Here is a 23,768-nt window from a genome sequence, read left to right on the forward strand (position 1 = left end):
TGGCCCGGCGGAAGCCCTAACAGGGCGTCATGCATATCGAGGCCACCGCCATCGTCTGCGCCGTGCGCGCCCATGGCGAGCATGGGGCGGTGGCGCGCCTGCTGACGCCGGAGGACGGGCTCCAGCCCGGCTATGTGCGCGGCGGCCATTCGCGGCGGCTGCGGCCGGTGCTGCTGCCGGGCAATCTCGTCGCTGCGGATTTCCGCGCACGCAATGAGGAGCAGCTTGCCGGGCTGACGGTGGAGCTGGTCCATAGCCGCGCGGGCCTCTTCGCCGAGCCGCTGCCCGCCGCCGCGATCGAGTGGGTGACGGCGCTCACCGCGACCGCGCTGCCCGAGGGGCTGACTTTCCCGCGCCTCTATCACGCGCTCGACGGCGTGCTGGCGGCGGTCGAGGCGGCGCCCTCCGCGCGGGGCTGGGCGGGGGCGCTGGTGCGCTACGAGTTGCTGCTCCTCTCGGAGCTGGGCTTCGGGCTCGATCTCGCCACCTGCGTCGCCACGGGGGAGACGGAGGATCTCGCCTGGGTCAGCCCCAGGAGCGGGCAGGCGGTGTCCCGCGCGGCGGGTGAGCCTTATGCGGCGAAGCTGCTGCCGCTGCCGCATTTCCTGCTCCATGGCGGGGAGGCGGACTGGGCGGAGGTGAGCGACGCGCTGCGCCTCACGGGCTTCTTTCTGGAGCGCGATCTGCTCTCCGGGCCGCGCTCCGGCGTGCTCGATGCGCGCGAGAGGCTGGTGGCGCGGGTCAGGCGGCTTGCCGAGGGGTGAGCCGGCTGGCATGGGCGGCGGCAATTCCACATCGGAGGACTTGCCCATGCTGATCGCGCTGTTGCCCGGAGACGGGATCGGACCCGAAGTGACCGCCGAGGCGCGTCGCGTGCTCGATGCCGTGTGCGGCACCGCGCTCAGCTATGAGGAAGCGCCGGTGGGCGCGGCGGGCTATCGCGCCGAGGGGCATCCGCTGCCGCCCGCGACGCTCGACCTTGCCAAGCGCGCGGACGCCGTGCTGTTCGGCGCGGTGGGCGATCCCTCCTGCGACCATCTGGAGCGCGCGCTGCGCCCGGAACAGGCTATCCTCGGGCTGCGCAAGGAGCTGGCGCTGTTCGCCAACCTGCGCCCCGCCAAGCTCTTCCCCGAGCTGGCCGACGCCTCGGCGCTGCGCCCGGAGGTTGCGCGCTCGATCGATCTCGTGATTGTCCGCGAGACCAATGGCGACGTCTATTTCGGCGAGAAGGGGATGCGCACCACCCCCGCCGGCCGCCGTCAGGGCTATGACATCATGAGCTATGACGAGGACGAGGTCGCCCGCATCGCCCGCGTCGGCTTCGAGACGGCGAAGGCGCGGCGCGGCAGGCTCTGCTCGGTGGACAAGGCCAATGTGCTGGAGACGTCGCAGCTCTGGCGCGACGTGGTGATCGAGGTGGCGCGCGACTATCCCGAGATCGAATTGAGCCACATGTATGTCGACAACGCCGCGATGCAGCTCGTGCGCAACCCCGGCCAGTTCGACGTGATCGTCACGGGCAATCTGTTCGGCGACATCCTCTCGGATCAGGCGTCGATGTGCGCGGGGTCGATCGGGATGCTGCCGTCGGCAACGCTCGATGTGAACAAGAAGGGCCTGTACGAGCCGATCCACGGCTCCGCGCCGGACATTGCCGGGCAGGGCAAGGCCAACCCGCTCGCCACCATCCTGTCGGCGGCGATGATGCTGCGTTATTCGCTGGGCAAGCCGGCGGAAGCCGATCGCATCGAGGCCGCCGTGGCCGCCGCGCTGGCCGCCGGCCATCGCACCGCCGATCTCGGCGGCACGACCACCACCTCCCAGATGGGCGACGCGGTGCTGGCGGCGCTCTGATCCTCCCCGCCCGGCGGGGAGAATCTACGGCTTATTCGCTGGCGAACAGCTCCCGCTCGATGGCGCTGATGAGGGCGTCGTCGTCGGGGGCGGTATCCGGCGAGAAGCGGGCGACCACATCGCCGTCGCGGCCGATCAGGAACTTCTCGAAGTTCCATGAGATTTCCGAGCCGGTGGTCGTCTTGATGCCGCGTTCGCGCAGCCGCTCGCGCAACTCGTCGTCGCCATCGGCCACGGGTTGCGCGGTGACGAGTTCATCATAGAGCGCATGCCGGCTCTCGCCGGCGACCGAGATTTTCGAGAACATCGGGAAATCCACGCCGTACCGCTCCGCACTGAAGCGCGCGATGTCGGCATTGCTGCCGGGCTCCTGCTGGCCGAAGTCGTTGGAGGGGAAGCCCAGCACCGCGAAGCCCTCGTCGCGATATTTCTCGTAGAGCGCCTCCAGTCCCTCATATTGCGGGGTGAAGCCGCATCGCGACGCGGTGTTCACCACCAGCAGCACCTTGCCCGCGAACAGGCCGAGATTGCTGTCCTTGCCGTCGATGGTCTTGAGCGGAATCTGCTGAAGTTCGCAGGTCATGGATGGGGCTCCTCTGACTCGCCTGTGAATATCGGACGGGGCGGACTTTGGTTCAAGCGGCGCATTGACGGGGGCGCGCCCGGCGCGGCAAAGCGTGTCGCGATGAAGAGGCACACGGGACAGGACCGCAGCGTCACCACGCGCTGGCGGCCGGCAACGCAGGCGGTGCGCGGCGGCACCGTTCGTTCGGAATTTGGCGAGACGTCGGAAGCGCTCTTCCTGACATCGGGCTACGCTTATGATTGTGCGGCGGACGCGGCAGCGCGCTTCGCCGGCGAGCAGCAGGGCATGACCTATTCGCGCCTCCAGAACCCCACCGTGGAGATGCTGGAGCAGCGAATCGCGCTGCTGGAGGGTGCCGAGGCCGCGCGCTCCATGGCGTCCGGCATGGCGGCGATGACGGCGGCTCTGCTGTGCCAGCTTTCGGCGGGCGACCATCTGGTGGGCGCTCGGGCGGCGTTCGGCTCGTGCCGCTGGCTCACCGACACGCTGCTGCCGCGATTCGGCATCGCCACCACCATCGTCGACGGCAGCGACACGGCGGCATGGGAAGCGGCGGTCCGGCCGGAGACCAAGGTCTTCTTCTTCGAGACGCCGGCCAACCCGACGCTCGACATCTGCGACATCCGTGGCATCTGCGACATCGCCAAGAAGCACGGCATCACCACGGTGGTGGACAATGCCTTCGCCTCGCCGATCATTCAGCGGCCGATGGAATTCGGGGCCGACGTGGTGGCTTACTCGGCCACCAAGCTGATGGACGGGCAGGGCCGCGTGCTGGCCGGCGCGGTCGCGGGCAACCGGGACTTCATCGAGAACACGCTGCTGGCCTTCACCCGCAACACGGGGCCGACGCTCTCGGCGTTCAACGCCTGGGTGGTGCTGAAGGGGCTGGAGACGCTCGACCTGCGCGTTCAGCGGCAGAGTGAGAACGCGCTGAAGGTTGCGAGCTTCCTCGAAAAGCGCGTGCCCCGGCTGCTCTATCCGGGCCTCGCCTCGCATCCTCAGCACGAACTGGCGATGCGGCAGATGTCCACGGGTGGCACGATCCTGTCGCTCTTCCTCGATGGCGGGCGCAAGCAGGCGCATGGGCTGCTCGATGCGCTCCAGCTCGTCGATATCTCGAACAATATCGGCGACTCGCGCAGCCTGATGACGCACCCGTCCTCCTCCACCCATGCCGGCCTCACCGAGGAGGTACGCGCCGGGATGGGGATCACCGAGGGGATGCTGCGCCTCTCCATCGGGCTGGAGGATGCCGACGACGTCATCGAGGATTTCGACTCGGCGCTCCGCTCGGTGGGGTTGTAAGGAGATCCGATGAAGGCGCTCTTCCCCTATGAGCATAGCGAGCGCGGCGTCACCGTCCGCGTGTCGGTGAGCTATCTGCCCGAACAGTCCGAGCCCGCGCATGGCCGCTGGTTCTGGGCCTATCATATCCGCATCGAGAATGATGGGGATCAGGCGGTGCAGCTGCTCACCCGGCACTGGATGATCACGGATGGACGGGGCGATCGGCACGATGTGCGGGGGGAAGGGGTGGTCGGCGATCAGCCGATGATCGAGCCGGGCGAGAGCTATGACTATGTGTCCGGCTGCCCGCTCCAGACGCCCAACGGCTCCATGGAAGGCAGCTACGGGATGATCGCGGAGGACGGCACGGCCTTCGAGGCGCCGATCCCGCGCTTCCCGCTGCTGGCCCCGGCGACGGCGCATTGATCGCATGAAGCGCACCCATCTTCCGCTGAACGGCCTGCGCGTGCTCGACGCCGCCGCCCGCCATCTGAGCTTCACCCGCGCCGCCGACGAGCTGGCGGTGACGCCGGCCGCCGTCGGCCAGCAGATCCGCGCGCTGGAGGACACGCTGGGCGTCGTCCTCTTCCGCCGCACGACGCGCGGGCTGGAGCTGACGCCCGAGGGCGAGGCGGGGCTGGAGGCGCTGCGCGCCGGCTTCCTCCAGTTCGAGGAGGCGGTGCGCGCCATGCAGGCGGGCCAGTCCTCCAAGACGCTCACCATCGCCGCGCCGCGCGATTTCCTCGCCAAGTGGCTGGCGCCACGTCTGGCGACCTATGCGAAGACCGATCCCGAGCTGCGCTTCGTGCTGCTCTCGTCGGACGAGGGGCTCGATTTCACGCAGGCCAATCTCGACCTCGCCATCTGCTTCACGGACGGGAAGGGCGAGCATGAGGGCGTCTCGCTCGGCACCCCCAGCTATTGGACGGTGGGCGTCGAGGGCGGGGCGGAGACGGTGATCTCCTGGCCCGGTTGCCTCGCCGACGAGGCCAAGGGCGCGGGCGTGACGGTGGCGGATGCCGGCCTCGCGCTGGATGCCGCGGCAGCGGGCTTTGGCCGCGCCACGGTGCCGGCGCTGCTCACCGAGGCGGATGTAGCTGCCGGGCGTGTCGCGAAGCTGGCGGAGAAGGCGTCGACGAACAGCTATTGGCTGATCGCGCCGCTGCCCCAGTGGCGGCAGAAGAAGGTCCGCGCTCTGGTCGCCGCGCTGACGGCCTGATCCGCCGAAGGGCGACCTCGCCTTTCGGTCGCCGGCATGGCACAATCGCGTTCATGCCGGACATCCAGAAGATCGTCGTCCTGACGGGCGCGGGCATCTCGGCCGAGAGCGGACTCGCGACCTTCCGCGGGCCGGACGGCCTCTGGGAAGGCCGCCGCGTCGAGGATATCTGCACGCCGGAAGCGCTGGAGCACGATCGTGCGCTGGTGCTGGAATTCTACGACCAGCGGCGCCGTGCGCTCACCACGGTATCTCCCAACGCGGCGCATGAGGCCTTGGCGCGGCTCGATGCGGAATGGCCGGGCGAGCTGCTGATCGTCACCCAGAATGTCGATGACCTGCACGAGCGGGCCGGCGCGGCGCGCATCCTGCACATGCATGGCGAGCTGCTGTCGGCGCTGTGCGAAGGCTGCGGCGAGCGGCGGCTGTTCGGCGGCGACATGCTCGGCGGCCCGCGCTGCGAGATTTGCGGGCAAGATGCGCTTCGCCCGGACATCGTGTTCTTCGGCGAGATGCCCTACGAGATGGAGCGCATCGATCGCGCGCTGATGGAGGCGGACCTGTTCGTGTCGATCGGCACGTCGGGCGCGGTCTATCCGGCGGCGGGCTTCGTCGAGGCCGCGCGCCATGCCGGGGCCGACACGCTGGAGCTGAATCTGGAGCCGTCGGCAGGCAGCGTCTTTTTCCACGAGACGCGGCTGGGGCCGGCGAGCGTGATGGTGCCCGAATGGGTCGACGAGATTCTGGCGGAGCAGGCGGCGGTGAGCTGATCCCATCGTGCACCGGTGGCGGGATGGGCTAGGCTTTGCGCATGATGCTGCGATTCGCCCTGCTTGCCGCCCTGGTCTCCACCGCTGCCTTCGCGCAGGAGCCTGCCGCCGCGCCGCCTCCGCCCGCGCCGAAGCCCGCGACGGTGCGCGTCGATCTAGAGACGAGCGAGGGCAGGGTCGTGCTGGAGCTGGAGAAGGAGCGGGCGCCGATCACCACCGCCAACTTCCTCCGCTATGTCGATCAGAAGCGGCTGAACGGCGTCACCTTCTACCGCGCGACCAAGGTGGCGCCGGGCTATGGCTTCATCCAGGGCGGCCTGCGCAACGATCCCAAGCGTGTGCTGCCGCCGATCAGGCATGAGCCGACCACCCAGACCGGCCTCACCCACAGCGACGGCACCATCACCATGGCGCGCGCCGCGCCGGGCACGGCGAACGCGGATTTCGTCATCACCGTCGGCGCCATTCCCTCGATGGACGCCGATCCCAAGCAGCCGGGCGACAATCTCGGCTTCGCGGCCTTCGGCCATGTCGTCGAGGGGATGGACATCGTCCGCCACATCCTCGACGAGCCGACCTCGCCCACCGAGGGGACGGGCGTGATGAAGGGGCAGTTCCTCGTGGCGCCGGTGAAGATCGTCTCGGCGCACCGCGAGGCGGCGGCCGCTCAATCCACCCAGTCGAGCCCGATCTCGCGATAGAGGCTGCGATCCTCCTCCCAGTCGGGCTTGACCTTGACGTGGAGGAAGAGGTGGACCTTGCGGCCGAGCAGCGGCGCCAGCTCGGCGCGCGCGCGGCTGCCGATCTCGCGCAGACGCGAGCCTTTGGCGCCGAGCACGATCGCCTTCTGGCTGTCTCGCGCGACGAGGATCTGCTGGTGGATCGCGACCGAGCCGTCGCCGCGCTCCTCGTACTTTTCGGTCTCGACCGCGCAGGCATAGGGCAGCTCGGCGTGGAGCTGGAGATAGAGCTGCTCGCGCGTCACCTCGGCAGCGAGCATCCGGTCGGTCGCGTCGGAGACCTGATCCTCGGGGAAGTGCCAAGGCCCTTCGTGGACGCGCTGGGCGAGATGCGCCTTCAAGTCCGCCACGCCGTCGCCGGTGGAGGCGGAGACCATCATGATCGCCTCGGGGTTCAGTCGTTCGTGCAGCGCGGAGGCGAGGGCGAGAAGCTCGCCCTTGGGCGTCACGTCCACCTTGTTGAGGATGACCAGCTTGGGCTCGCGGCGGGTGGCGATAGCTTCGATCAGCGGCTCGATGCGGCGGGTCATGCCGGTCTTGGCATCGATCACGAAGAGGATCAGGTCCGCGTCCTGCGCGCCTTCCCAAGCGGCGGCGACCATCGCGCGGTCCAGCCGGCGCTTGGGATCGAAGATGCCGGGCGTGTCGACCAGCAGGATCTGGCTCTCGCCCTCGATGGCGATGCCCATCAGGCGGACGCGCGTGGTCTGCGCCTTGGGGCTGACGATCGCGACCTTCTGGCCGACGAGCGCGTTGACGAGGGTGGACTTGCCCGCATTGGGCGCGCCGACGACGGCGACCAGGCCGCACCGTTCGGTCATGACTTCAATTCCTTGAGAAGAGCGCGGGCGGCCTCGGTCTCGGCCTCCTGCTTGGACGATCCGTTCCCCTCGGCCGAGGCGCGGCCGGGGATTTCGACGGTGACGGTGAAGGTGGGGGCATGGTGCGGCCCCGATTTGCGCGCGATCGCATAGACCGGCGGGCGCCACTGCTTGGCGGCGGCGAACTCCTGAAGCTCGGCCTTGGGATGCTTGGGTGCGGCGTTCTGCTTGAGCACGCGATCGCCCCACGCCTTGCGGACGAAGGCGCGCGCGCCCTCCAGTCCGGCTTCGAGGAAGACCGCGCCGATCAGCGCCTCCACCACGTCGCCCAGCACATAGGTGCTGAACTGCGCCCCGTCGTCGCGCGCCTGCTTGCCGAGGCGCAGATGCGGGCCGACGCCAATCTCCTTGCCGATCTCGGCGCAGGTCTCGCCGGAGACGAGCGCGTTGAGGCGGCGCGAGAGGCTGCCCTCGGGTTCCTTCGGGAACTGCGCATAGAGCCACTCGCCCATGACGAGGCCGAGCACGCGGTCGCCGAGAAACTCCAGCCGCTGATAGCTCTCGCCGGCATGGCTCGAATGGGTGAGGGCGGAGAGGAAACGCTCAGGCGCCTCAGGGCGATGGCCGAGCGTCTGTTCCAACCAGAGAAGAAGATCGTCGCTCACTGGAAACCGTGCCCGATGCGCGCCGGCCGCATCGCGTGCAGCCAGCTCCTGGGGTTCAGCCAGCGGGCCGAACCGTTGGTGGAAAAGATGGTCACGATAGCACGGCCTTCGAGATTCTCGGCGGGCACCAGCCCGACGCCGCCGCCCGGCGCCGCGGCGAAGCGGCTGTCCGCCGACATATCCCGGTTGTCGCCCATCATGAAATAATGGCCGGCGGGGACGGTGATGACAGGCGTGTCGTCCTGCGGCGTCTCGCCCTGATCGAGAACGTCGTAGCTGATGCCGTTCGGCAACGTCTCGCGATAGCGGGGGAAGCGGCAGATACGGCGGCCCTCCGGGTCGGCACCGGCGCCATAGGGCACCTGCACGTCCGGGATGGAGCTGCATTCGGTGTTGGCGGCCATCGGCACGATGAAGTCCGCGATGCGGACCTTGGGCACGGCCTTGCCATTCAGCCACAGCACGCCATGGCGCATCTGGATGCGATCGCCCGGAAGCCCGATCAGCCGCTTGATATAGTCCGCCTTGTCGTCCGGCGGCGCGCGGAAGACGACGACATCGCCCCGCTCCGGCGCGCGGCCCAGCAGACGGCCGTGCGGGCTGGCCGGCGTCCAGGGCAGGCTGAAGCGGGACCAGCCATAGGGCCATTTCGCGACCAGCAGATAATCGCCCACCAAAAGACGCGGCATCATCGATTCCGACGGGATGCTGCGCGGCATCACCACGAAGGAGCGCAGCCCCAGCGCCAGCGCGGCCACCGCCAAGACGAAACGGATCGCGCCCCACCAGTCATGGGACGAGCGGGGGGAACGGGCGGAGTCGAGCGCGGTCGATGAAGTGGCAGGCACGAAAGGGCTTTGCGGAACCGGCGGGTCGAGGTCAAGCCGCGCAGACGGTCGATGTCTGTGATGATGAGAAGCGATTGGCGGAAGCCGAAACGAAAGCTACATCGCGCCCACCACCCCAAGGAGCCTGATGCCATGTCCGATCATGATTTCGACCTGTTCGTGATTGGCGGCGGTTCGGGCGGCGTCCGCGCGGCGCGCATCTCGGCGGCGCACGGCGCGAAGGTGGCGATGGCGGAGGAATATCGCGTCGGCGGCACCTGCGTGATCCGCGGCTGCGTGCCCAAGAAGCTGCTGATCTACGGCGCGCATTTCGCCGAGGATCTGAAGGACGCCAAGCGTTTCGGCTGGCAGGTGCCGGAATGCGGGTTCGACTGGACGGTGCTGCGCGACAATGTGCTCGCCGACGTCGACCGGCTGGAAGGGCTCTACCAGAATACGCTCGACAGCCATGGCGTGCAGGTCTTCCACCAGCGCGCCGTCGTCACCGGCCCGAACGAGGTGCAGCTTGCGGACGGCACGCGCCACACCGCGCGCATCATCCTGATCGCGACCGGCGCGCGGCCGGCCATCCCCGATTTCCCCGGCGCCGAGCACGGCATCACCTCCAACGAGGCTTTCCATCTCGATAGCGTGCCGAAGCGCATCTCGATCGCAGGCGGCGGCTATATCGCCAACGAGTTCGCCGGCATCTTCAACGAGTTCGGCGCTAAGGTGACGATCATCAACCGCGGCGGCGAGATCTTGCGCCACTATGACGACAGCGTGCGCGACCGCTTGCTCCAGATCTCGATCAAGAAGGGCATCGACTTCCGCTTCCACGCACCGTTCGAGAAGGTGGAGAAGAAAGCGGACGGCACGCTCACCATCCACGTCACCGGCCACGATCCGATCGAAGCCGACCTGCTGATGTTCGCGACCGGCCGCCTGCCCAACAGCGAAGGGCTCGGCCTCGAAGCGCTGGGCGTCGAGATGGGCGAGCGGGGCGCGATCAAGGTGGACGGGGACAGCCGCACCAACGTGCCCTCGATCTTCGCGGTAGGCGACGTCACCGACCGCGTGCAGCTTACCCCGGTGGCGATCCGCGAGGGTCAGGCCTTCGCCGACACGCAGTTCGGCGGCACTCCGCGCCGTGTGGACTATGGCTGCATCCCGTCGGCGGTGTTCAGCCATCCGCCGATCGCGGCCGTGGGCCTCACGGAATCGCAGGCGCGCAACAAGTACGGCACCGTCAAGATCTACACATCGGACTTCCGGCCGATGAAGAACGTGCTCGCCAATCGCGACGAGCGCGCACTCTACAAGATGGTGTGCGATTCCACGACCAACCGGGTGCTCGGCCTGCACATGATCGGGCCGGACGCGCCGGAAATCCTCCAGGCGGCGGCGGTGGCGGTGAAGGCCGGCCTCACCAAGTCGCAGTTCGATGATACGGTGGCGCTGCATCCGACCATGTCGGAAGAGCTGGTGCTGCTGAAATAAGCATTGGCGGGCCGGCGCTGGGCGGCGCCGGCCTCGCGGGCCCGTGGCTTATTCGGGGCCGTCGCAGGCGTCGATGTTGCCCGCCTCGCAGGCGTCCGCGCGGGCGCGCCAGTTGGCGATGCGCTGGGCATAGCGCTGCCGGGCATAGCGATAGTCGTCCATCGCCCGGTCGTGCGCGGCAAGCTCCGCCTGATATTGCGCCTGCTCGCGCGAATAGGCGCTGGAGCGCGTGCCGGGGCTGCGGGCCGGGCGCGTGTTGGCATTGCGGTTGAGCTGCGCCGTATAGGCGCGGTCGGCGCGGTGGGCGGCGTCGTTGGGCGTGCCCTCGTCGACCTGATCCGCGCGGGCATAGGGCTTGGGCGTCACCCAGTGCGACGATGCGCCCCGATCGGCATCCTCGCGGGCGTCGGCGGTGCCGTAGCTGTCGTAATAGCCGCCGGCCTGCGGCGGCTCTCCGTCGTCATAGGACGGCATCGGCCGGCCGGACTGGGCGTGCGCGGCGCCGCTGAGGGCGGCGGTGGCGATCAGGGCGACGAAAAGCGTGCGGGTCACCGGGCGTCTTTCTGCTGGAGTGCGACGCGTCAGCTATCGTTCATCGACTGACAACCGGCTGAACGGCGCCGGCTGAGCGCTTCGACTCGTCGCATCGCCGGCCGTTCCCGGCGGCTCCATCAATGCACGCGGTTCCTTACCAGATCGTCGACGACCGCCGGGTCCGCGAGCGTCGAGGTATCGCCCAGCGCGCCGACCTCGCCCTCCGCGATCTTGCGCAGGATGCGGCGCATGATCTTGCCCGAGCGCGTCTTGGGCAGGCCGGGGGCGAACTGGATGGCGTCGGGCGTGGCGATCGGGCCGATCTCGTGGCGCACCCAATCGCGCAGAGCCTTGCGCAGCTCCTCGCTGGCCTCCACGCCCACGTTGAGCGTCACATAAGCGTAGATGCCCTGACCCTTCACGTCGTGCGGCATGCCGACGACAGCAGCCTCGGCGACGCTCTCGTGGAGGACGAGCGCGCTCTCCACCTCGGCGGTGCCCATGCGGTGGCCGGAGACGTTGATGACGTCGTCGACGCGGCCGGTGATCCAGTAATAACCGTCCGCATCGCGCCGCGCGCCATCGCCGGTCGTGTAGACGCCGGGGAAGGTGCGAAAATAGGTCTCGAAATAGCGCTTCTCGTCGCCCCACACGCCACGCATCTGGCCGGGCCAGGAGCGGGCGATGACGAGGTTGCCCTCCGCCTCTCCGTGCAGCTCATGGCCCTCGCCATCGAGCAGCTTGGGCTCGATCCCGAAGAAGGGCAGCGTCGCCGAACCCGGCTTGAGCGGGGTGGAGGGCAGCGGCGTGATCATGTGGCCACCCGTCTCGGTCTGCCACCATGTGTCGAGGATCGGGCAGCGGCTCTCGCCCACCACCTCATGATACCAGCGCCACGCTTCCGGGTTGATCGGCTCGCCGACCGAGCCGAGCAGGCGGAGCGACTTCCGGCTGGTGCGGGTGACATAGCCGTCACCCTCCTTCATCAGCGCACGGAGCGCCGTGGGGGCCGTATAGAGCGTCGCGACCTGATGGCGGTCCACCACCTCCCAGATGCGCGACGGAGTGGGCCAGTTGGGCACGCCTTCGTACATCAGCGTGGTCGCGCCGTTCGCCAGCGGACCATAGACGATATAGCTGTGCCCCGTGACCCAGCCGATATCGGCCGCGCACCAATAGACCTCGCCCTCGCGATAATCGAACACGGTGGCATGGGTGAGCGCCGCCCAGAGCAGATAGCCGCCGGTGGTGTGCATCACGCCCTTGGGTTTCCCCGTGGAGCCCGAGGTGTAGAGGATGAACAGCGGGTCCTCGGCGGACATCGGCTCGGCCGGGCAGTCGGCGGAAACCTGTGCTGCGGCCTCATGATACCAGACGTCGCGGCCGGGTTTCATGGCAACGCCGCCGCCGGTGGCGCGGACCACGATCACCGTCTCGATGCCGCCATAGATGGTCGAGGCCTCGTCGACATAGGCCTTGAGCGGCACATGCTTGCCGCCGCGCCGGCCCTCGTCGGCGGTGACGACCAGCGTACTGCCGCAATCCTCCATGCGGCCGGCCAGCGCGTCCGCCGAGAAGCCGCCGAACACCACCGAATGGATCGCCCCGATTCGCGCGCAGGCCAGCACCGCGAAGGCGGCCTCCGGGATCATCGGCATGTAGATGGTGACGCGGTCGCCCTTCTTCGCGCCATGGGCCTTCAGCACATTGGCGAAGCGGCAGACTTCGGCATGGACTTGCGCATAGGTGAAGCGGCGCGGCTCCTCGGTGGGGACGTCCGGCTCCCAGATGATCGCGGTCTGGTCGGCCCGCGTTGCCAGATGGCGGTCGAGGCAGTTGGCGGCGACATTGAGCACGCCGTCCTCGAACCAGCGGACATGGAAATCCTGCTCGTCGAAGGACCAGTCGCCGGCCTTGGCGGGTGCCTTGATCCAGTCGAGACGGGCGGCCTGTTCGAGCCAGAAGCCGTCCGGGTCGTCCAGCGACCGGATCTGCATCGCCTCCCTCGTGGCGACATCGATCGGGCGCGCTTCAGACATCCGGCTCTCTCCATCCATGCTTGGGGCGCTTGTGGTCAATGCCGCCCGGCCGCGCAAGTGGGGTGAAAGGAGGATGGCGACGTTGCGAAGAGGTGTCGCCATGCTATCGCCTAGCCGGAAAGATATCGAAGGGGGCCTTGTGCGCTATCGTCTCGTTGCGTGTTCCATGTTGCTGGCATCCGCGGCTCCGGCCATCGCCCAGCCGCTCCACCAGTTCGCAGGTCTGGCCTTCGCGCGGGCCGGCGATCGCATCGCCACCGTCGACAGCGCCAACGAGCCCGATGCGGCCACCGAGGCACGCGGCATCATCGTGCTGCGCGAGGCGGCGACGGGACGGGTGCTCTCGCGCCTCGATCCGTGCGCGGCCTGCTCCTACAGCGGCCTGAGCTTCGGCCCGGCGGGGCAGCTCGCCTTCATCGCGCGGGACCGCAAGGCCGGCACCGCCACGCTGATGCTCCACGATGCCGCCGGCGCGCGGAAGCTCGCCAGCGTCGACGGCCTCGCCGCGGAGCCGCGCTGGTCGCCCGACGGCAAGAGCATCGCGATCCTCGCCACGGTCGGCGCGCGCAAGGAGACCGGCGCCACCCAGGCCGGCGCGCGGGAGGTCGGCGAGATCGGCGAGGCCAATGACGAGCAGCGCATCGCCATCGTGGCGCTCGCGGGCGGGGCGCTCCGCCTCGTCTCGCCGGCCGACCGCTTCGTCTACGAATATGACTGGACGCCCGACGGCAAGGGCTTCGTCGCGACCACCGCCAAGGGCAATGGCGATGCCAACTGGTGGGTCGCGACCATCGACGCGATTGACGCGAAGACCGGCGCCGTCCGCACCATCACCGCGCCGGGCGTGCAGGCGAACTTCCCGCGCGTCTCGCCCGATGGGCGGACGGTGGCGTTCATCGGCGGCCTGATGAGCGATTTCGGCTCGGTCGGCGGCGATGTCTGGACGGTGCCTTTCGCGGGCAGCGCTCCGCGCAACGCGACGCCGGGCTACAAGGGCAGCTTCACCTCGCTCGACTGGGACGCGCGCGGGCTCCATGCCACCGCGCTCAAGGGCGATCAGGCGGTGATCGTCGAGATCGATCCGGCCAAGGGCGCGGGCGAGGCTGTCTGGTCGGCGGGTGTCAGCCTCTCAGCGGGCGACGGCCGCGTCGCTTATTCGCAGAACGGCCTGATCGCGACGGTCGCGCAGGATTACGAGCACGGCCCCGCCATCTTCGCCGGCCCGGCTTCGCATCCGGCGCAGATCAGCCACGACAATGACGGCTATAAGCCGATCGTCGTCGCCCGCAGCCTGACGTGGAAGAGCGAGGGCAAGGACGTGCAGGGCTGGCTCCTCGCGCCGAAGGGCGCGGCGTGGAGCGGCCCGGCCAGCCAGCCGATGATCACGGTCGTCCATGGCGGCCCGGCGGCGGCCTCGATCCCGCAGTTCGTCTGGCAGGGCACGACCTCGGCGCTGATCGGCGCGGGCTACTGGCTGTTCTACCCCAATCCGCGCGGCAGCTACGGGCAGGGCGAGGCCTTCACCGCCGCCAACAAGCGCGACTTCGGCGGCGGCGACCTGCGCGACATCCTCGCCGGCATCGACGCCGTGGAGAAGGGCGCGCCGATCGACGACAACCGCCTCGGCCTGATGGGCGGCTCCTATGGCGGCTTCATGTCGATGTGGGCCAACACCCAGACGCATCGCTTCAAGGCGATCCACGCCGCGGCCGGCCTCTCCAACTGGATCAGTTATTACGGCACCAACGGTATCAACACATGGATGACACCTTTCTTCGGCAAGACGATGTACGAGGACCAGGCGGCCTACTGGGACGTCTCGGCGATCAAGTATATCAACCAGGCGAAGACCCCGACGCTCATCACGGTGGGAGAACGGGACATCGAAGTGCCGCCCACCCAGTCGATCGAATATTGGAACGGGCTGAAGGCGATGGGCGTTGCCACCAGCCTCGTCATCTATCCTGACGAGGGCCATGGCATCCGCAACCCGGCGCACGTCGCCGACGTCCGCCGGCGTTCCGTGGAATGGTTCGACCGTTACCTGAAGGGACATTGATCTTATGACGACGACGCGCTTTCCCGTGCTCGTGACGGGCGGTGCCGGCTATATCGGCAGCCATGCCGTGCTGGCCCTCCTCGACGCCGGTTGGCCTGTGGTGGTGCTCGACAATCTCGTCACCGGCTTTCGCTGGGCGGTGGACGGGCGAGCTGTGTTCGTCGAAGGCGATGTGGGGGATGCGGCGCTCGTCGGCCGCACCCTCGCGGAGCATGACATCGGCGCCATCATGCACTTCGCGGGTTCGGTCGTCGTCCCCGAGTCCGTCGAGAACCCGCTGAAATATTACGGGAACAACACCGCCAACAGCCGCACGCTGATCGAGGCGGCGGTGGCGGGCGGGGTCGCTCACTTCATCTTCTCGTCGACCGCCGCGACCTACGGCATCCCCGACGAGAGCCCCGTCCGCGAGATGACGCCGACGCGGCCGATCAACCCTTATGGCATGTCCAAGCTGATGACCGAGATCATGCTGAAGGACACCGCCGCCGCGCACCCGATCAACTATTGCGCGCTGCGTTACTTCAACGTGGCGGGCGCCGATCCGCAGGGCCGCGCCGGTCAGGCGACGGCGGGCGCCACCCACCTCATCAAGGTAGCGGGCGAGGCGGCGACCGGAAAACGTAGCCATGTCAGCGTGTTCGGAACCGATTATGACACGCCGGATGGAACGGGCGTGCGCGATTACATCCACGTCTCCGATCTCGCGGCAGCACATCTGCTGGCGCTGGAGGCGCTGATCGCGGACCCCAAGAAGAGCCACACGCTCAACTGCGGCTATGGCCGGGGCTTCTCGGTGCTGGAGGTGCTCGATGCGGTCGAGAAAGCGGCGGGCTGCCCGATCGAGCGCCGCATGGAATCGCGCCGCGCGGGCGACCCGGACTCGCTGGTGGCGGCCAACGACGCGATCGTCGCGGCCTTCGGCTGGCAACCGCGTCATGCCGATCTCGACACCATCGTCGCCCATGCGCTGGCGTGGGAGCGCGGGCTGGAAGAGCGTCGCCAGCACGCCTGAACGGGCTAGCACCGGAAGATCGCGTGACCCCGCTGCCGGCCATGCTATCGGCAGCGGGGGAGCACATCACGCCGCGCGGGCGGGCGAAGGGGATTGGCGCGAATGACCATCATCGTCACGGGGGCGGCCGGGTTCATAGGATCGCATGTCTGCCGCCGGCTGATCCGTCGTGGCGAGCATGTGCTCGGGATCGATAATCTCAACGATTATAACCCCGTGTCGCTGAAACGTGACAGGTTGTCTGCGATCCGGAGTGAGGAGGGCGCGGAAGGGCGCTTCACCTTCCACCATCTCGATTTCGCCGATCATGAGGCGCTGGAGACGGCGCTGGCCGGCGAATCGATCGATCGCATCGTCCATCTCGGCGCGCAAGCCGGGGTCCGCTACTCGATCCTTAATCCGCGCGCTTATGCCGCCTCCAATCTCGTCGGCCATCTCAACATCCTGGAGCTGGGGCGGACGCGGCAGGTGAAGCACCTCGTCTACGCCTCATCCTCCTCGGTCTACGGCACGAGCCCGGACCTGCCCTTCCGGGTCGAGGCGCGCGTCGATTTCCCGATCTCGCTCTATGCGGCCACCAAGAAGTCCGACGAGCTGATGAGCGAGAGCTATGCGCATCTCTATCGCCTGCCGCAGACGGGGTTGCGCTTCTTCACCGTTTACGGCCCGTGGGGGCGGCCGGACATGGCGGTGTGGGGCTTCACCGACAAGATCCTCTCGGGCGAGCCGATCGAGGTCTTCAACGGCGGCAACATGCTCCGGGACTTCACCTATATCGACGATATCGTGACCGGCATCCTCGCCGCGCTCGATAACCCGCCGCCGGACGATGGCGCGGAGAAGGCGGGGGGCAGCCACTCTCCCCATCGCATCTACAATATCGGCAATAACCGCGCGGAAGAGCTAGAGAAACTCATCGCGCTGATCGAGCAGGCATGCGGCCGCAAGGCGATCCGCATCGAGAAGCCGATGCAGCCCGGCGACGTGCCCGCCACCTATGCGGATCTGACCGCCATCCAGCGCGATCTCGGCTTCCAGCCGACGACGCCGATCGATGTCGGCATTCCGCTGTGGGTGGACTGGTATCGGGGCTATAGGGCGAAGCGCGCCGCCTGAGGCCGGGAGGGACCATGCAGCTGGTCTACGACTATCACGGCATGATCGACTGGATCGTCGCCCGGTCCGGCGAGAGCGACAAGTTCGTCCATGTGCAGGCGGGGCTCCTCATCTGGTCGCTGACCGCGCTGGTGACGGGACGGCGGCAGGGGAGCGCGCTGCCGCTGGCGGTCGTCTTCGCGGCCGAGATCGGCAACGAGATCATGGACCGGCTCTATCTCGGCAACTGGAACTGGCCGGACACGGTGGGCGATGCGGCGGCGACCTGGGCGTGGCCGATCCTGCTCAGCATCTTCCTGTCGATGGAGCGCGCCCGCGAGGAGGGCACTGCGTCGCGCTGTCCTATCCCGCATATCGAGAAGGAGGAGGAGGGGCTTCGGCTCCCCTCTTAGCCGTCATCCCGGACTTGATCCGAGATCCCGCTTCTTCTCGGCCACGGCGAAGGCAGCTGGACCCCGGATCAAGTCCGGGGTGACGGAAGCGGGAGACGCTGGGCGCCTCCCGCTCCAATCGGGTCAGGCCGGCTTGCCGACGCCCACATAGTCGAGGCCGGCCTTCTCGGCCTCCTCGCGCGAATAGACATTGCGCAGGTCGACCAGCAGCGGCTTCGCCATGGTCCTGGCGAGGCGGCTGAGGTCCATCGCGCGATAGGCGTCCCACTCGGTGACGATCACCGCCGCGTCCGCGCCCTCGGCGGCCGTGTAGGGATCGGACACGAATTCAACGCCTTGCAGAACCTTCTTCGCCTGCTCCACACCCTCGGGATCGCAGGCGAAAATCTGGGCGCCGGCGTCCTGAAGCGTCTGGATCACGGCGATGGCGGGGCTGTCGCGCATGTCGTCGGTGTTGGGCTTGAAGGTGAGGCCGAGCACGGCCACGCGCTTGCCGCGCGCCTCGCCGCCCATCGCCTTCAGCACCTTGCGGCCCATGGCGCGCTTGCGGCTGTCGTTGACCGACACCACCGCCTCGACGATGCGGAGCGGCGTCTGCATGTCCTCGGCGGTCTTGAGCAGCGCCAGCGTGTCCTTGGGGAAGCAGGAGCCGCCATAGCCGGGGCCGGCATGGAGGAACTTGCGCCCGATGCGATTGTCGAGGCCGATGCCGCGCGACACCTCCTGCACGTCCGCGCCCGCCGCCTCGCAGAGGTCCGCGATCTCGTTGATGAAGGTGATCTTGGTCGCGAGGAAGGCGTTGGCGGCGTACTTGATCAGCTCGGCCGTGCGGCGGCCGGTGAACAGCACCGGGGCCGACTGGTTGAGCGACAGCGGCCGGTAGATCTGGCGCAGCGCCTCGCGAGCAGCCTCGTCGTCGGTGCCGCAGACCACGCGGTCGGGGCGCTTGAAATCCTCGATCGCGGCGCCTTCGCGCAGGAATTCGGGGTTGGAGGCGACGCGGATCGTGCGGCCCGGTGCGGCCTCGCGGACGATGCGCTCCACCTCGTCGCCGGTGCCGACCGGCACGGTCGACTTGGTGACGAGCAGGATGTCGTGGTCAACGGCCTCGGCGATCTCCTTGGCGGCGGCGAACACATAGCTCAGGTCCGCATGGCCGTCGCCGCGGCGCGACGGCGTGCCGACCGCGATGAACACCGCGTCGGCGTTGGCGACGCCGGCCTTCACGTCGGTGGTGAAGGAAAGGCGGCCGGCGCGCACGTTGGTGGCCACCAGCGCGTCGAGGCCCGGCTCGTAGATCGGCATCACGCCGCGTTCCAGCGAGGCGATCTTGGACTCGTCCTTGTCGACGCAGATCACTTCATGGCCGAAGTCGGAAAAACACGCGCCGGACACGAGCCCGACATAGCCGGTTCCGATCATGGTAATCCGCATAGGTATCTCACTCTCAGGCCGATATCGGCCGGCTGATTGCATGATGGGGAGAGGGAGCGCAAGCGGTCCTCTTGGGGCCGCCGAGCACTATCCTTCCGGGCAGGCGGGGGGCTATGGCACGCGAATATGACGATGCTCGGTCGGATCGGATATCGCCTGTGGTGGGCTTGGGCGAAGATGCGGCTGGGCTCGGACGTGCTGCGCGCGCGGGGCCATCTCCCGCCGGGCGAGCGGATCAGCCGGTCTGGAGAATCCATTGCTCCTCGCCGTCGAGGCCGAGCGCGGTGAGCGTGCCGCTCGCATAAGCGCCGGTGTCGATGCCGATGCGGTTGGGCAGCAGCTCGACGTCCGGCGTCACCGAATGGCCGTGGACGATCACGGCGAAGTGGCGGGCGGTGCTGTGCAGGAAAGGCTCGCGAATCCACAGCCGGTCCTGATCCGACTGGCGATGCAGCGCGACTCCCGGCCGGATGCCGGCATGGACGAAATAATAATCGCCGAGCTGCAATCCCCTCGGCCGCGTCGCCAGCCAGCGGAGCTGCGCCGGCGGGATCACCGCGCGGCAGGCGGCGATCAGACGGGAATATTCATAGCGCTCGATCGCTTCGAGCGAGACGCCCCAGCTCCGGAGGGATTCGCTGCCGCCGAAGCGGAGCCAGCCGGTCAGCGCCTCATGATCGCCGGCCAGCGCCTGGAGCATCATCGCCTCGTGATTGCCCTGGAGCACGGTCAGGGAGGCGAAATCGAGCGGACGCATCGCCAGATCCACCACGCCCGCAGAATCCGGCCCGCGATCGATCAGGTCGCCGAGCAGCACCACGCGCGTTTCGGCGGGCGGACGGGCGGCGTTGTCCTCGCGGATGCGCGCCAGCATCTCGGTCAGCAGATCGAGGCGACCATGCACGTCCCCGATCGCATAGGCCCGCAACCCGGCCGGCAGGCAGGGCGGTGCGGGTTTTCGGTTCAGGAAACCGAGCATGGATGCGTTCGTCTCCGTCGGCGCCGGCCGAAGCCGGAGAATAGCGGCACAAGCGCCGATGGACATCGACGCTCACACGGCCGCCCGCGTCAACGTCTCAATGTCGCTGCTCGCTCCACTTCGCGACACCCCGGCGCGCATCCTGCACGAAACGGGACTTTTTCACCGCCCAGATGAACAGCCCGCCGACCAGCCGGCCCAGCGGACGCATCGGCCGGCGGAACTGGACCAGCAGGATGATGCGCGTGTCGTCGGTGTCGTTCAGGACTTCGTGGTTGAACATGTCGTCGAACACGAAGGCCTTGCCCTCTTCCCAGGTGGTATATTCGGTATCCACCCGCATCCGGCACTTTTCCGCCTCGCGCGGCACCTGAAGGCCGAGGTGGCAGGTGAGGATCGCCTTGGAGACGCCGGTGTGCGCCGGGATATGCGTGCCCGGCACGAGGATCGAGAAGAGCGCCGAGTTCAGCCCCGGCACCTTCTTCAGCAGCGCCGCCGTCTGCGGGCAGGCGTCGCAATTGGCGTCGACCCGATAGCCATAGCCGTAGAGGAAATAGGAGCGCCACTTGCCCGCCGGTGCGATCCGCCGGTGATCGGGCGAGATTTCCGCGAGCGGGGGGACGGTGCTCAGATCCTGGAGGACGTTGGCCGCCTCGGCGCGGATCGCCTCCCAATTCTCCTCCAGCGCGGAAATCCACGGAAAATTGTGCGTTTCGTAAAAGGGATGGTTGCCGATCCTGGACGCGCGGGCCACGATGGCGTTGATCTTGGGCTGGAGGCGGACGCCGATCCGCATCCAGAGGGGCTTTTTCGGAACGAGCTTCTTGTTGGGCTTGGGATCGGGATCCGCCGGGGAGAGTTGCGCAATATTATGATTAAGCTCAACCGTCTTCGACATATGTCCCAGTCCCGATATTTCCGTCGTGGCAACCCTGTTGGATCGCATGGGGACCTCGGCATCATGCGACCGGCAGCGTCCCGATCGTCCCTGATAGGCATTTGGTCCATGCTCGCCAATGAACGAAATGACGGAGTCGATGGACGGATGCCGTGCTCGCGTTGAGTCTGCCGGGGAAAAGCGCGGTTGACGCCAATCTCTGGCGTGGCCGCCGCCGCGTCGCGATGATCGCGGCGCTGCTGGCGGTCCATGTGCCGCTGCATGGGTTGTGGCGGCTGTTCGGGCGGCGGTCGCCCTGGCCGACGAGCTTCCTGCGGCTGGCCGGCCGCGCGGCGGGGGCGGATGTCCGCATCGTCGGAACGCCGCTGCGCTCGCATGTGCTGATGGCGACGAACCATCTGACATGGCTGGACATTCTGGTGCTGGCGGGCGCTTCGGGCGCGCGCTTCGTGGCGAAGGACGAGATCGCCCGCTGGCCGCTCTTCGGTTTCCTCGCGGGACTGAACCGCACCGTCTATATCGCGCGCAAGAAGCGGGGCGAGGTGCGCGAGCAGGCCGGGCTGGTGCGCGAGGCGCTGGCGGAGGGATGCCCGGTGGCGCTGTTCGCCGAAGGCGGCACGGGCGACGGGCAGGGGGTCAAGCCATTCCGTGCCTCGCTGTTCGAAGCGCTGCTGCCGCCGGTGCCCGGCATCCGCCTCCAGCCCGTCGCCATCGATTATGGCCGCGACACACCCGATCTCGCCTGGGATCGGGGGATCGGCATGGGGCGCGAGATGATGCGCGTGCTGGGCCTGCCGGGCCGTCGCAAGGTGACGATCCGCTTTCTTGACCCGATCGATCCGTCCGGCTGGGCGGATCGCAAGGCGCTCGCGATTGAGGCGCGCGAGCGGCTGGTGACGGCGATGGAAGCGGGCCGCTGAGGCCTCAGTTTGGGATGAGGCCCTCGTCGCGCAGATAGCCGCGGCGGCGCATCGCGTTGAAGACGCGGTTCAGCGCGGGGTTGGACCAGCCGTTGATCGTGCTGAAATCGCACTGGAGCGTCGCGTGGTGGCGCTGATGATCCTCGGCGTTCATCAGCAGCTTCGTCTGCTGCATCGCCCGCACGATGAACGGATTGTCCTTCCGGTGCAGCGTCCCGTGGAAATATTGGGCGAAGCTCGCCCCCACCACGAAGGTCAGCACGCCCGCGATCAGCCACAGCGGCAGCGGGAACAGCAGAAAGACGATGTTGGCGAGGATCGTGAAGGGCAGCGTGGCGAACAGCACGGACGAGCCGATCTGGGTGACCATCGAGCGGCGGCCCAGCGCGTCGGGGCGCGGATGATGGTTCTTGAAGTCGTAGATCAGCCGCTCGATCGGGTTGAGCTGAGAGAAGGCTGCGTCGCGCAGCGCCAGATATTCGGCGGATTCGCGCGATCCTTCGTAGAAGAAGATCTTGTCGAGCCCGATCCCGGCACGCGAGGGCTTATAGTCCATGTACATATGGACCACGCCTGACGCCATGTCGGCGGCGTACCAGCCCGCCAGTATCGCGGGCAGCATCCAGAGGCTCGCGGACATGGCCATCCAGCCGATATCGGCCGCGAGAATGCAGGCCAGCGCCAGCAGGGCGATGCGAATAATCATAAACCTCCGGTTGCCTCCGCGGCAGCCTCTTTTAGCTCCCGGGTGCGCGGATCGAAAGCCGCGATTCCCCATCGGGGGGCGTTACGACCCCTGGCAAAGCGAGGCAAGGCGCAGGGAAGTTCCCGATCCGCCCCGATTTTGCGGGCTTCGGTCGCATCGGCGACGTGGAGCACAGGGCGGGCAGGCCTGCCGGCTTGACGAAACTGCAACCACCGGGGAAGGCAGGGGCCTTGGTTAACCGGCTGCGAGTTTTCATGCGTTCTGTCATCCCTGTGATCCTGTCCGGCGGCTCCGGCACGCGGCTGTGGCCGCTGTCCCGGACGGAGCGTCCGAAGCAGCTCCTGTCGCTGACGCATGTGGAGACGATGCTCCAGATGACGGCGCGGCGGACGATGGGGGGCGAGCGGTTCGCGGCACCGATGGTGGTGGCGAACGCCGCCCACGCCGATGCGATCGAGGCGCAGCTCCATGAGGCGGGGATCGAGCCCGGCACGCTGATCCTCGAGCCCGCCGCGCGCAACACCGCGCCTGCCATCGCGCTGGCGGCGGCCGCCGCCGAGCCCGACCAGATGCTGCTGGTGATGCCGAGCGATCATGTCATCGGTGACGTCTCCGCCTTCCACGCCGCGATCGAGAAGGCGGTGCCGCTGGTGGAGGCCGGCTGGCTCGCCACCTTCGGCATCACGCCGACCTCGCCCGAGACGGGCTATGGCTATATCTGCCGCGGCGAGGAGATCGCGCCCGGCGTCCAGCGCGTCGCCCGCTTCGTCGAGAAGCCCGATCTCGCCACCGCCGAGGGCTATCTGGCGCAGGGCTGCTATTCGTGGAACGGCGGCATCTTCCTGTTCACGGCGGCGAGCTACATGGCGGCGCTCGATCTCCATGCGCCGGCGATCGCGGCCGCCGCGCGCGAGGCGGTGGCCTCGGGGCGGCGCGAGGGCGGCCGGCTCCATCCCGATCCGCTGGCGTTCGGGCGCTCGCCGTCGGATTCGATCGACTATGCGGTGATGGAGAAGGCGGACCGCGTCGCGGTCGTGCCGGTCGAGATGGGCTGGTCCGATGTCGGAAGCTGGGATGCGCTCCACGAGCTGGCGGTCAAGGACCATGACGGCAACGCCCACCATGGCGAGGTGCTCGCCATCGACACCTCCAACTGCCTGATCCGCTCCGAAGGCCCGCTGGTCGCCGCCATCGGCGTCAAGGACGTCATCGTCATCGCCACCCGCGACGCCGTGCTCGTCATGCCGCGCGGCGACAGCCAGCAGGTCAAGCGCGCCGTCGACCAGCTCAAGCGCGCCGGACACATCACACTCGACCGGCCGTGGCCCGACATGGGCGGGGAAAGGGCCTGAAAAAGCCCACCGCCAATCGTTCTATTGCTGTGGCGCGCCGCTCCCCCTATCG

Annotated in this window: 24 protein-coding genes; 14 read left to right on the forward strand and 10 right to left on the reverse strand. The window is 68.1% G+C overall.

Features of this window, described 5'->3' with window-relative positions:
* Window positions 1-29 precede the first annotated feature (29 nt).
* Together recO and leuB are read left to right on the forward strand one after the other, a co-directional pair.
* A complete protein-coding gene (gene recO, locus ST3T6A_RS0107335; RefSeq protein WP_019832264.1) occupies window positions 30-764 on the forward strand; it encodes a DNA repair protein RecO in 735 nt (244 codons plus the stop codon).
* Between the two features lie 46 nt (window positions 765-810).
* Window positions 811-1,854, forward strand: a complete 1,044-nt coding sequence (leuB, locus tag ST3T6A_RS0107340; RefSeq protein ID WP_026359513.1) for a 3-isopropylmalate dehydrogenase — start codon at window positions 811-813, stop codon at window positions 1,852-1,854.
* A gap of 31 nt (window positions 1,855-1,885) precedes the next feature.
* Here leuB and ST3T6A_RS0107345 read toward each other — a convergent pair whose 3' ends face one another.
* Window positions 1,886-2,437 (reverse strand): glutathione peroxidase, encoded by a 552-nt coding sequence (locus ST3T6A_RS0107345; protein ID WP_019832266.1) that lies wholly within the window; start codon window positions 2,435-2,437, stop codon window positions 1,886-1,888.
* A 102-nt stretch (window positions 2,438-2,539) separates the two neighbouring features.
* Between ST3T6A_RS0107345 and ST3T6A_RS0107350 the strand changes: the two genes are divergently transcribed.
* From ST3T6A_RS0107350 to ST3T6A_RS19570, 5 genes are read left to right on the forward strand one after another with little or no spacing between them, the layout of a single operon-like run.
* On the forward strand, window positions 2,540-3,748 hold the full coding sequence (locus tag ST3T6A_RS0107350; RefSeq protein ID WP_019832267.1) for a trans-sulfuration enzyme family protein: 1,209 nt from the start codon (window positions 2,540-2,542) through the stop codon (window positions 3,746-3,748).
* Window positions 3,749-3,757: 9 nt separating this feature from the next.
* A complete protein-coding gene (apaG, locus tag ST3T6A_RS0107355) occupies window positions 3,758-4,156 on the forward strand; it encodes a Co2+/Mg2+ efflux protein ApaG (RefSeq protein ID WP_019832268.1) in 399 nt (132 codons plus the stop codon).
* Window positions 4,157-4,160: 4 nt separating this feature from the next.
* Window positions 4,161-4,949 (forward strand): LysR family transcriptional regulator, encoded by a 789-nt coding sequence (locus ST3T6A_RS0107360; RefSeq protein WP_019832269.1) that lies wholly within the window; start codon window positions 4,161-4,163, stop codon window positions 4,947-4,949.
* A 53-nt stretch (window positions 4,950-5,002) separates the two neighbouring features.
* Window positions 5,003-5,719, forward strand: a complete 717-nt coding sequence (locus ST3T6A_RS0107365; protein WP_019832270.1) for an NAD-dependent deacylase — start codon at window positions 5,003-5,005, stop codon at window positions 5,717-5,719.
* 41 nt (window positions 5,720-5,760) lie between these two features.
* Complete coding sequence (locus tag ST3T6A_RS19570; RefSeq protein ID WP_019832271.1) at window positions 5,761-6,420, forward strand: peptidylprolyl isomerase; 660 nt, start codon at window positions 5,761-5,763, stop codon at window positions 6,418-6,420.
* Here ST3T6A_RS19570 and era read toward each other — a convergent pair.
* Genes era through lepB form a run of 3 tightly spaced genes read right to left on the reverse strand, consistent with a single transcriptional unit; the run spans window position 6,387 to window position 8,793 of the window.
* Complete coding sequence (era, locus tag ST3T6A_RS0107375; RefSeq protein WP_019832272.1) at window positions 6,387-7,280, reverse strand: GTPase Era; 894 nt, start codon at window positions 7,278-7,280, stop codon at window positions 6,387-6,389. The genes ST3T6A_RS19570 and era overlap by 34 nt on opposite strands.
* Complete coding sequence (gene rnc, locus ST3T6A_RS21445) at window positions 7,277-7,945, reverse strand: ribonuclease III (RefSeq protein WP_019832273.1); 669 nt, start codon at window positions 7,943-7,945, stop codon at window positions 7,277-7,279. Before rnc ends, era begins: the two co-directional genes overlap by 4 nt.
* Window positions 7,942-8,793: a signal peptidase I gene (lepB, locus tag ST3T6A_RS0107385; protein ID WP_157602560.1), complete on the reverse strand. Its 852-nt coding sequence runs from the start codon at window positions 8,791-8,793 to the stop codon at window positions 7,942-7,944. The genes rnc and lepB overlap by 4 nt, the downstream gene beginning before the upstream one ends.
* Window positions 8,794-8,925: 132 nt before the next feature.
* Here lepB and gorA point away from each other — a divergent pair, with 132 nt between their 5' ends.
* Entirely contained in the window at window positions 8,926-10,272 is a 1,347-nt protein-coding gene (gene gorA, locus ST3T6A_RS0107390; RefSeq protein WP_019832275.1) for a glutathione-disulfide reductase, read from the forward strand.
* 48 nt (window positions 10,273-10,320) lie between these two features.
* Here gorA and ST3T6A_RS0107395 read toward each other — a convergent pair whose 3' ends face one another.
* On the reverse strand, window positions 10,321-10,824 hold the full coding sequence (locus tag ST3T6A_RS0107395; protein WP_019832276.1) for a hypothetical protein: 504 nt from the start codon (window positions 10,822-10,824) through the stop codon (window positions 10,321-10,323).
* A 119-nt stretch (window positions 10,825-10,943) separates the two neighbouring features.
* Window positions 10,944-12,845: an acetate--CoA ligase gene (acs, locus tag ST3T6A_RS0107400; RefSeq protein ID WP_019832277.1), complete on the reverse strand. Its 1,902-nt coding sequence runs from the start codon at window positions 12,843-12,845 to the stop codon at window positions 10,944-10,946.
* 166 nt (window positions 12,846-13,011) lie between these two features.
* Between acs and ST3T6A_RS0107405 the strand changes: the two genes are divergently transcribed.
* The 4 genes from ST3T6A_RS0107405 (at window position 13,012) to ST3T6A_RS19575 (ending at window position 17,427) form a co-directional block, all read left to right on the forward strand.
* Entirely contained in the window at window positions 13,012-14,904 is a 1,893-nt protein-coding gene (locus tag ST3T6A_RS0107405) for a S9 family peptidase (RefSeq protein WP_019832278.1), read from the forward strand.
* 4 nt (window positions 14,905-14,908) lie between these two features.
* Window positions 14,909-15,919 (forward strand): UDP-glucose 4-epimerase GalE, encoded by a 1,011-nt coding sequence (galE, locus tag ST3T6A_RS0107410; RefSeq protein ID WP_019832279.1) that lies wholly within the window; start codon window positions 14,909-14,911, stop codon window positions 15,917-15,919.
* Between the two features lie 102 nt (window positions 15,920-16,021).
* Window positions 16,022-17,035, forward strand: coding sequence for an NAD-dependent epimerase/dehydratase family protein (locus ST3T6A_RS0107415; protein WP_019832280.1), 1,014 nt, complete (start codon window positions 16,022-16,024; stop codon window positions 17,033-17,035).
* A gap of 14 nt (window positions 17,036-17,049) precedes the next feature.
* Window positions 17,050-17,427: a hypothetical protein gene (locus ST3T6A_RS19575; protein ID WP_019832281.1), complete on the forward strand. Its 378-nt coding sequence runs from the start codon at window positions 17,050-17,052 to the stop codon at window positions 17,425-17,427.
* Between the two features lie 123 nt (window positions 17,428-17,550).
* Here the strand turns inward: ST3T6A_RS19575 and ST3T6A_RS0107425 are convergent, their stop codons facing one another.
* From ST3T6A_RS0107425 to ST3T6A_RS0107435, 3 genes are all read right to left on the reverse strand, one after another.
* Window positions 17,551-18,861, reverse strand: coding sequence for a UDP-glucose dehydrogenase family protein (locus ST3T6A_RS0107425; protein WP_026359515.1), 1,311 nt, complete (start codon window positions 18,859-18,861; stop codon window positions 17,551-17,553).
* A gap of 235 nt (window positions 18,862-19,096) precedes the next feature.
* On the reverse strand, window positions 19,097-19,840 hold the full coding sequence (locus ST3T6A_RS0107430; protein ID WP_019832283.1) for a metallophosphoesterase family protein: 744 nt from the start codon (window positions 19,838-19,840) through the stop codon (window positions 19,097-19,099).
* Between the two features lie 97 nt (window positions 19,841-19,937).
* Window positions 19,938-20,738: an aspartyl/asparaginyl beta-hydroxylase domain-containing protein gene (locus ST3T6A_RS0107435; protein ID WP_019832284.1), complete on the reverse strand. Its 801-nt coding sequence runs from the start codon at window positions 20,736-20,738 to the stop codon at window positions 19,938-19,940.
* Between the two features lie 152 nt (window positions 20,739-20,890).
* Here ST3T6A_RS0107435 and ST3T6A_RS0107440 point away from each other — a divergent pair, with 152 nt between their 5' ends.
* A complete protein-coding gene (locus ST3T6A_RS0107440; RefSeq protein ID WP_019832285.1) occupies window positions 20,891-21,658 on the forward strand; it encodes a lysophospholipid acyltransferase family protein in 768 nt (255 codons plus the stop codon).
* A gap of 4 nt (window positions 21,659-21,662) precedes the next feature.
* On the opposite strand, the gene ST3T6A_RS0107445 is transcribed toward ST3T6A_RS0107440, so the two are convergent.
* On the reverse strand, window positions 21,663-22,364 hold the full coding sequence (locus ST3T6A_RS0107445) for a fatty acid desaturase CarF family protein (RefSeq protein WP_019832286.1): 702 nt from the start codon (window positions 22,362-22,364) through the stop codon (window positions 21,663-21,665).
* A gap of 254 nt (window positions 22,365-22,618) precedes the next feature.
* Between ST3T6A_RS0107445 and ST3T6A_RS0107450 the strand changes: the two genes are divergently transcribed.
* Window positions 22,619-23,716, forward strand: coding sequence for a mannose-1-phosphate guanylyltransferase/mannose-6-phosphate isomerase (locus ST3T6A_RS0107450; protein ID WP_019832287.1), 1,098 nt, complete (start codon window positions 22,619-22,621; stop codon window positions 23,714-23,716).
* Window positions 23,717-23,768: the final 52 nt, after the last annotated feature.

The sequence above is a fragment of the Sphingomonas sp. PR090111-T3T-6A genome, assembly GCF_000383095.1.
In the GTDB taxonomy this organism is placed as follows: Bacteria; Pseudomonadota; Alphaproteobacteria; order Sphingomonadales; family Sphingomonadaceae; genus Solisphingomonas.

What these genes read in the sequence shown, in the direction of transcription:
- recO (WP_019832264.1), top strand. Translation starts at nt 30, where the DNA reads ATGCATATCGAGGCCACCGCCATCGTCTGCGCCGTGCGCGCCCATGGC.
- leuB (WP_026359513.1), top strand. Translation starts at nt 811, where the DNA reads ATGCTGATCGCGCTGTTGCCCGGAGACGGGATCGGACCCGAAGTGACC.
- ST3T6A_RS0107345 (WP_019832266.1), bottom strand. Translation starts at nt 2,437, where the DNA reads ATGACCTGCGAACTTCAGCAGATTCCGCTCAAGACCATCGACGGCAAG.
- ST3T6A_RS0107350 (WP_019832267.1), top strand. Translation starts at nt 2,540, where the DNA reads ATGAAGAGGCACACGGGACAGGACCGCAGCGTCACCACGCGCTGGCGG.
- apaG (WP_019832268.1), top strand. Translation starts at nt 3,758, where the DNA reads ATGAAGGCGCTCTTCCCCTATGAGCATAGCGAGCGCGGCGTCACCGTC.
- ST3T6A_RS0107360 (WP_019832269.1), top strand. Translation starts at nt 4,161, where the DNA reads ATGAAGCGCACCCATCTTCCGCTGAACGGCCTGCGCGTGCTCGACGCC.
- ST3T6A_RS0107365 (WP_019832270.1), top strand. Translation starts at nt 5,003, where the DNA reads ATGCCGGACATCCAGAAGATCGTCGTCCTGACGGGCGCGGGCATCTCG.
- ST3T6A_RS19570 (WP_019832271.1), top strand. Translation starts at nt 5,761, where the DNA reads ATGATGCTGCGATTCGCCCTGCTTGCCGCCCTGGTCTCCACCGCTGCC.
- era (WP_019832272.1), bottom strand. Translation starts at nt 7,280, where the DNA reads ATGACCGAACGGTGCGGCCTGGTCGCCGTCGTCGGCGCGCCCAATGCG.
- gorA (WP_019832275.1), top strand. Translation starts at nt 8,926, where the DNA reads ATGTCCGATCATGATTTCGACCTGTTCGTGATTGGCGGCGGTTCGGGC.
- acs (WP_019832277.1), bottom strand. Translation starts at nt 12,845, where the DNA reads ATGTCTGAAGCGCGCCCGATCGATGTCGCCACGAGGGAGGCGATGCAG.
- ST3T6A_RS0107405 (WP_019832278.1), top strand. Translation starts at nt 13,012, where the DNA reads ATGTTGCTGGCATCCGCGGCTCCGGCCATCGCCCAGCCGCTCCACCAG.
- galE (WP_019832279.1), top strand. Translation starts at nt 14,909, where the DNA reads ATGACGACGACGCGCTTTCCCGTGCTCGTGACGGGCGGTGCCGGCTAT.
- ST3T6A_RS0107415 (WP_019832280.1), top strand. Translation starts at nt 16,022, where the DNA reads ATGACCATCATCGTCACGGGGGCGGCCGGGTTCATAGGATCGCATGTC.
- ST3T6A_RS19575 (WP_019832281.1), top strand. Translation starts at nt 17,050, where the DNA reads ATGCAGCTGGTCTACGACTATCACGGCATGATCGACTGGATCGTCGCC.
- ST3T6A_RS0107425 (WP_026359515.1), bottom strand. Translation starts at nt 18,861, where the DNA reads ATGCGGATTACCATGATCGGAACCGGCTATGTCGGGCTCGTGTCCGGC.
- ST3T6A_RS0107430 (WP_019832283.1), bottom strand. Translation starts at nt 19,840, where the DNA reads ATGCTCGGTTTCCTGAACCGAAAACCCGCACCGCCCTGCCTGCCGGCC.
- ST3T6A_RS0107435 (WP_019832284.1), bottom strand. Translation starts at nt 20,738, where the DNA reads ATGTCGAAGACGGTTGAGCTTAATCATAATATTGCGCAACTCTCCCCG.
- ST3T6A_RS0107445 (WP_019832286.1), bottom strand. Translation starts at nt 22,364, where the DNA reads ATGATTATTCGCATCGCCCTGCTGGCGCTGGCCTGCATTCTCGCGGCC.
- ST3T6A_RS0107450 (WP_019832287.1), top strand. Translation starts at nt 22,619, where the DNA reads ATGCGTTCTGTCATCCCTGTGATCCTGTCCGGCGGCTCCGGCACGCGG.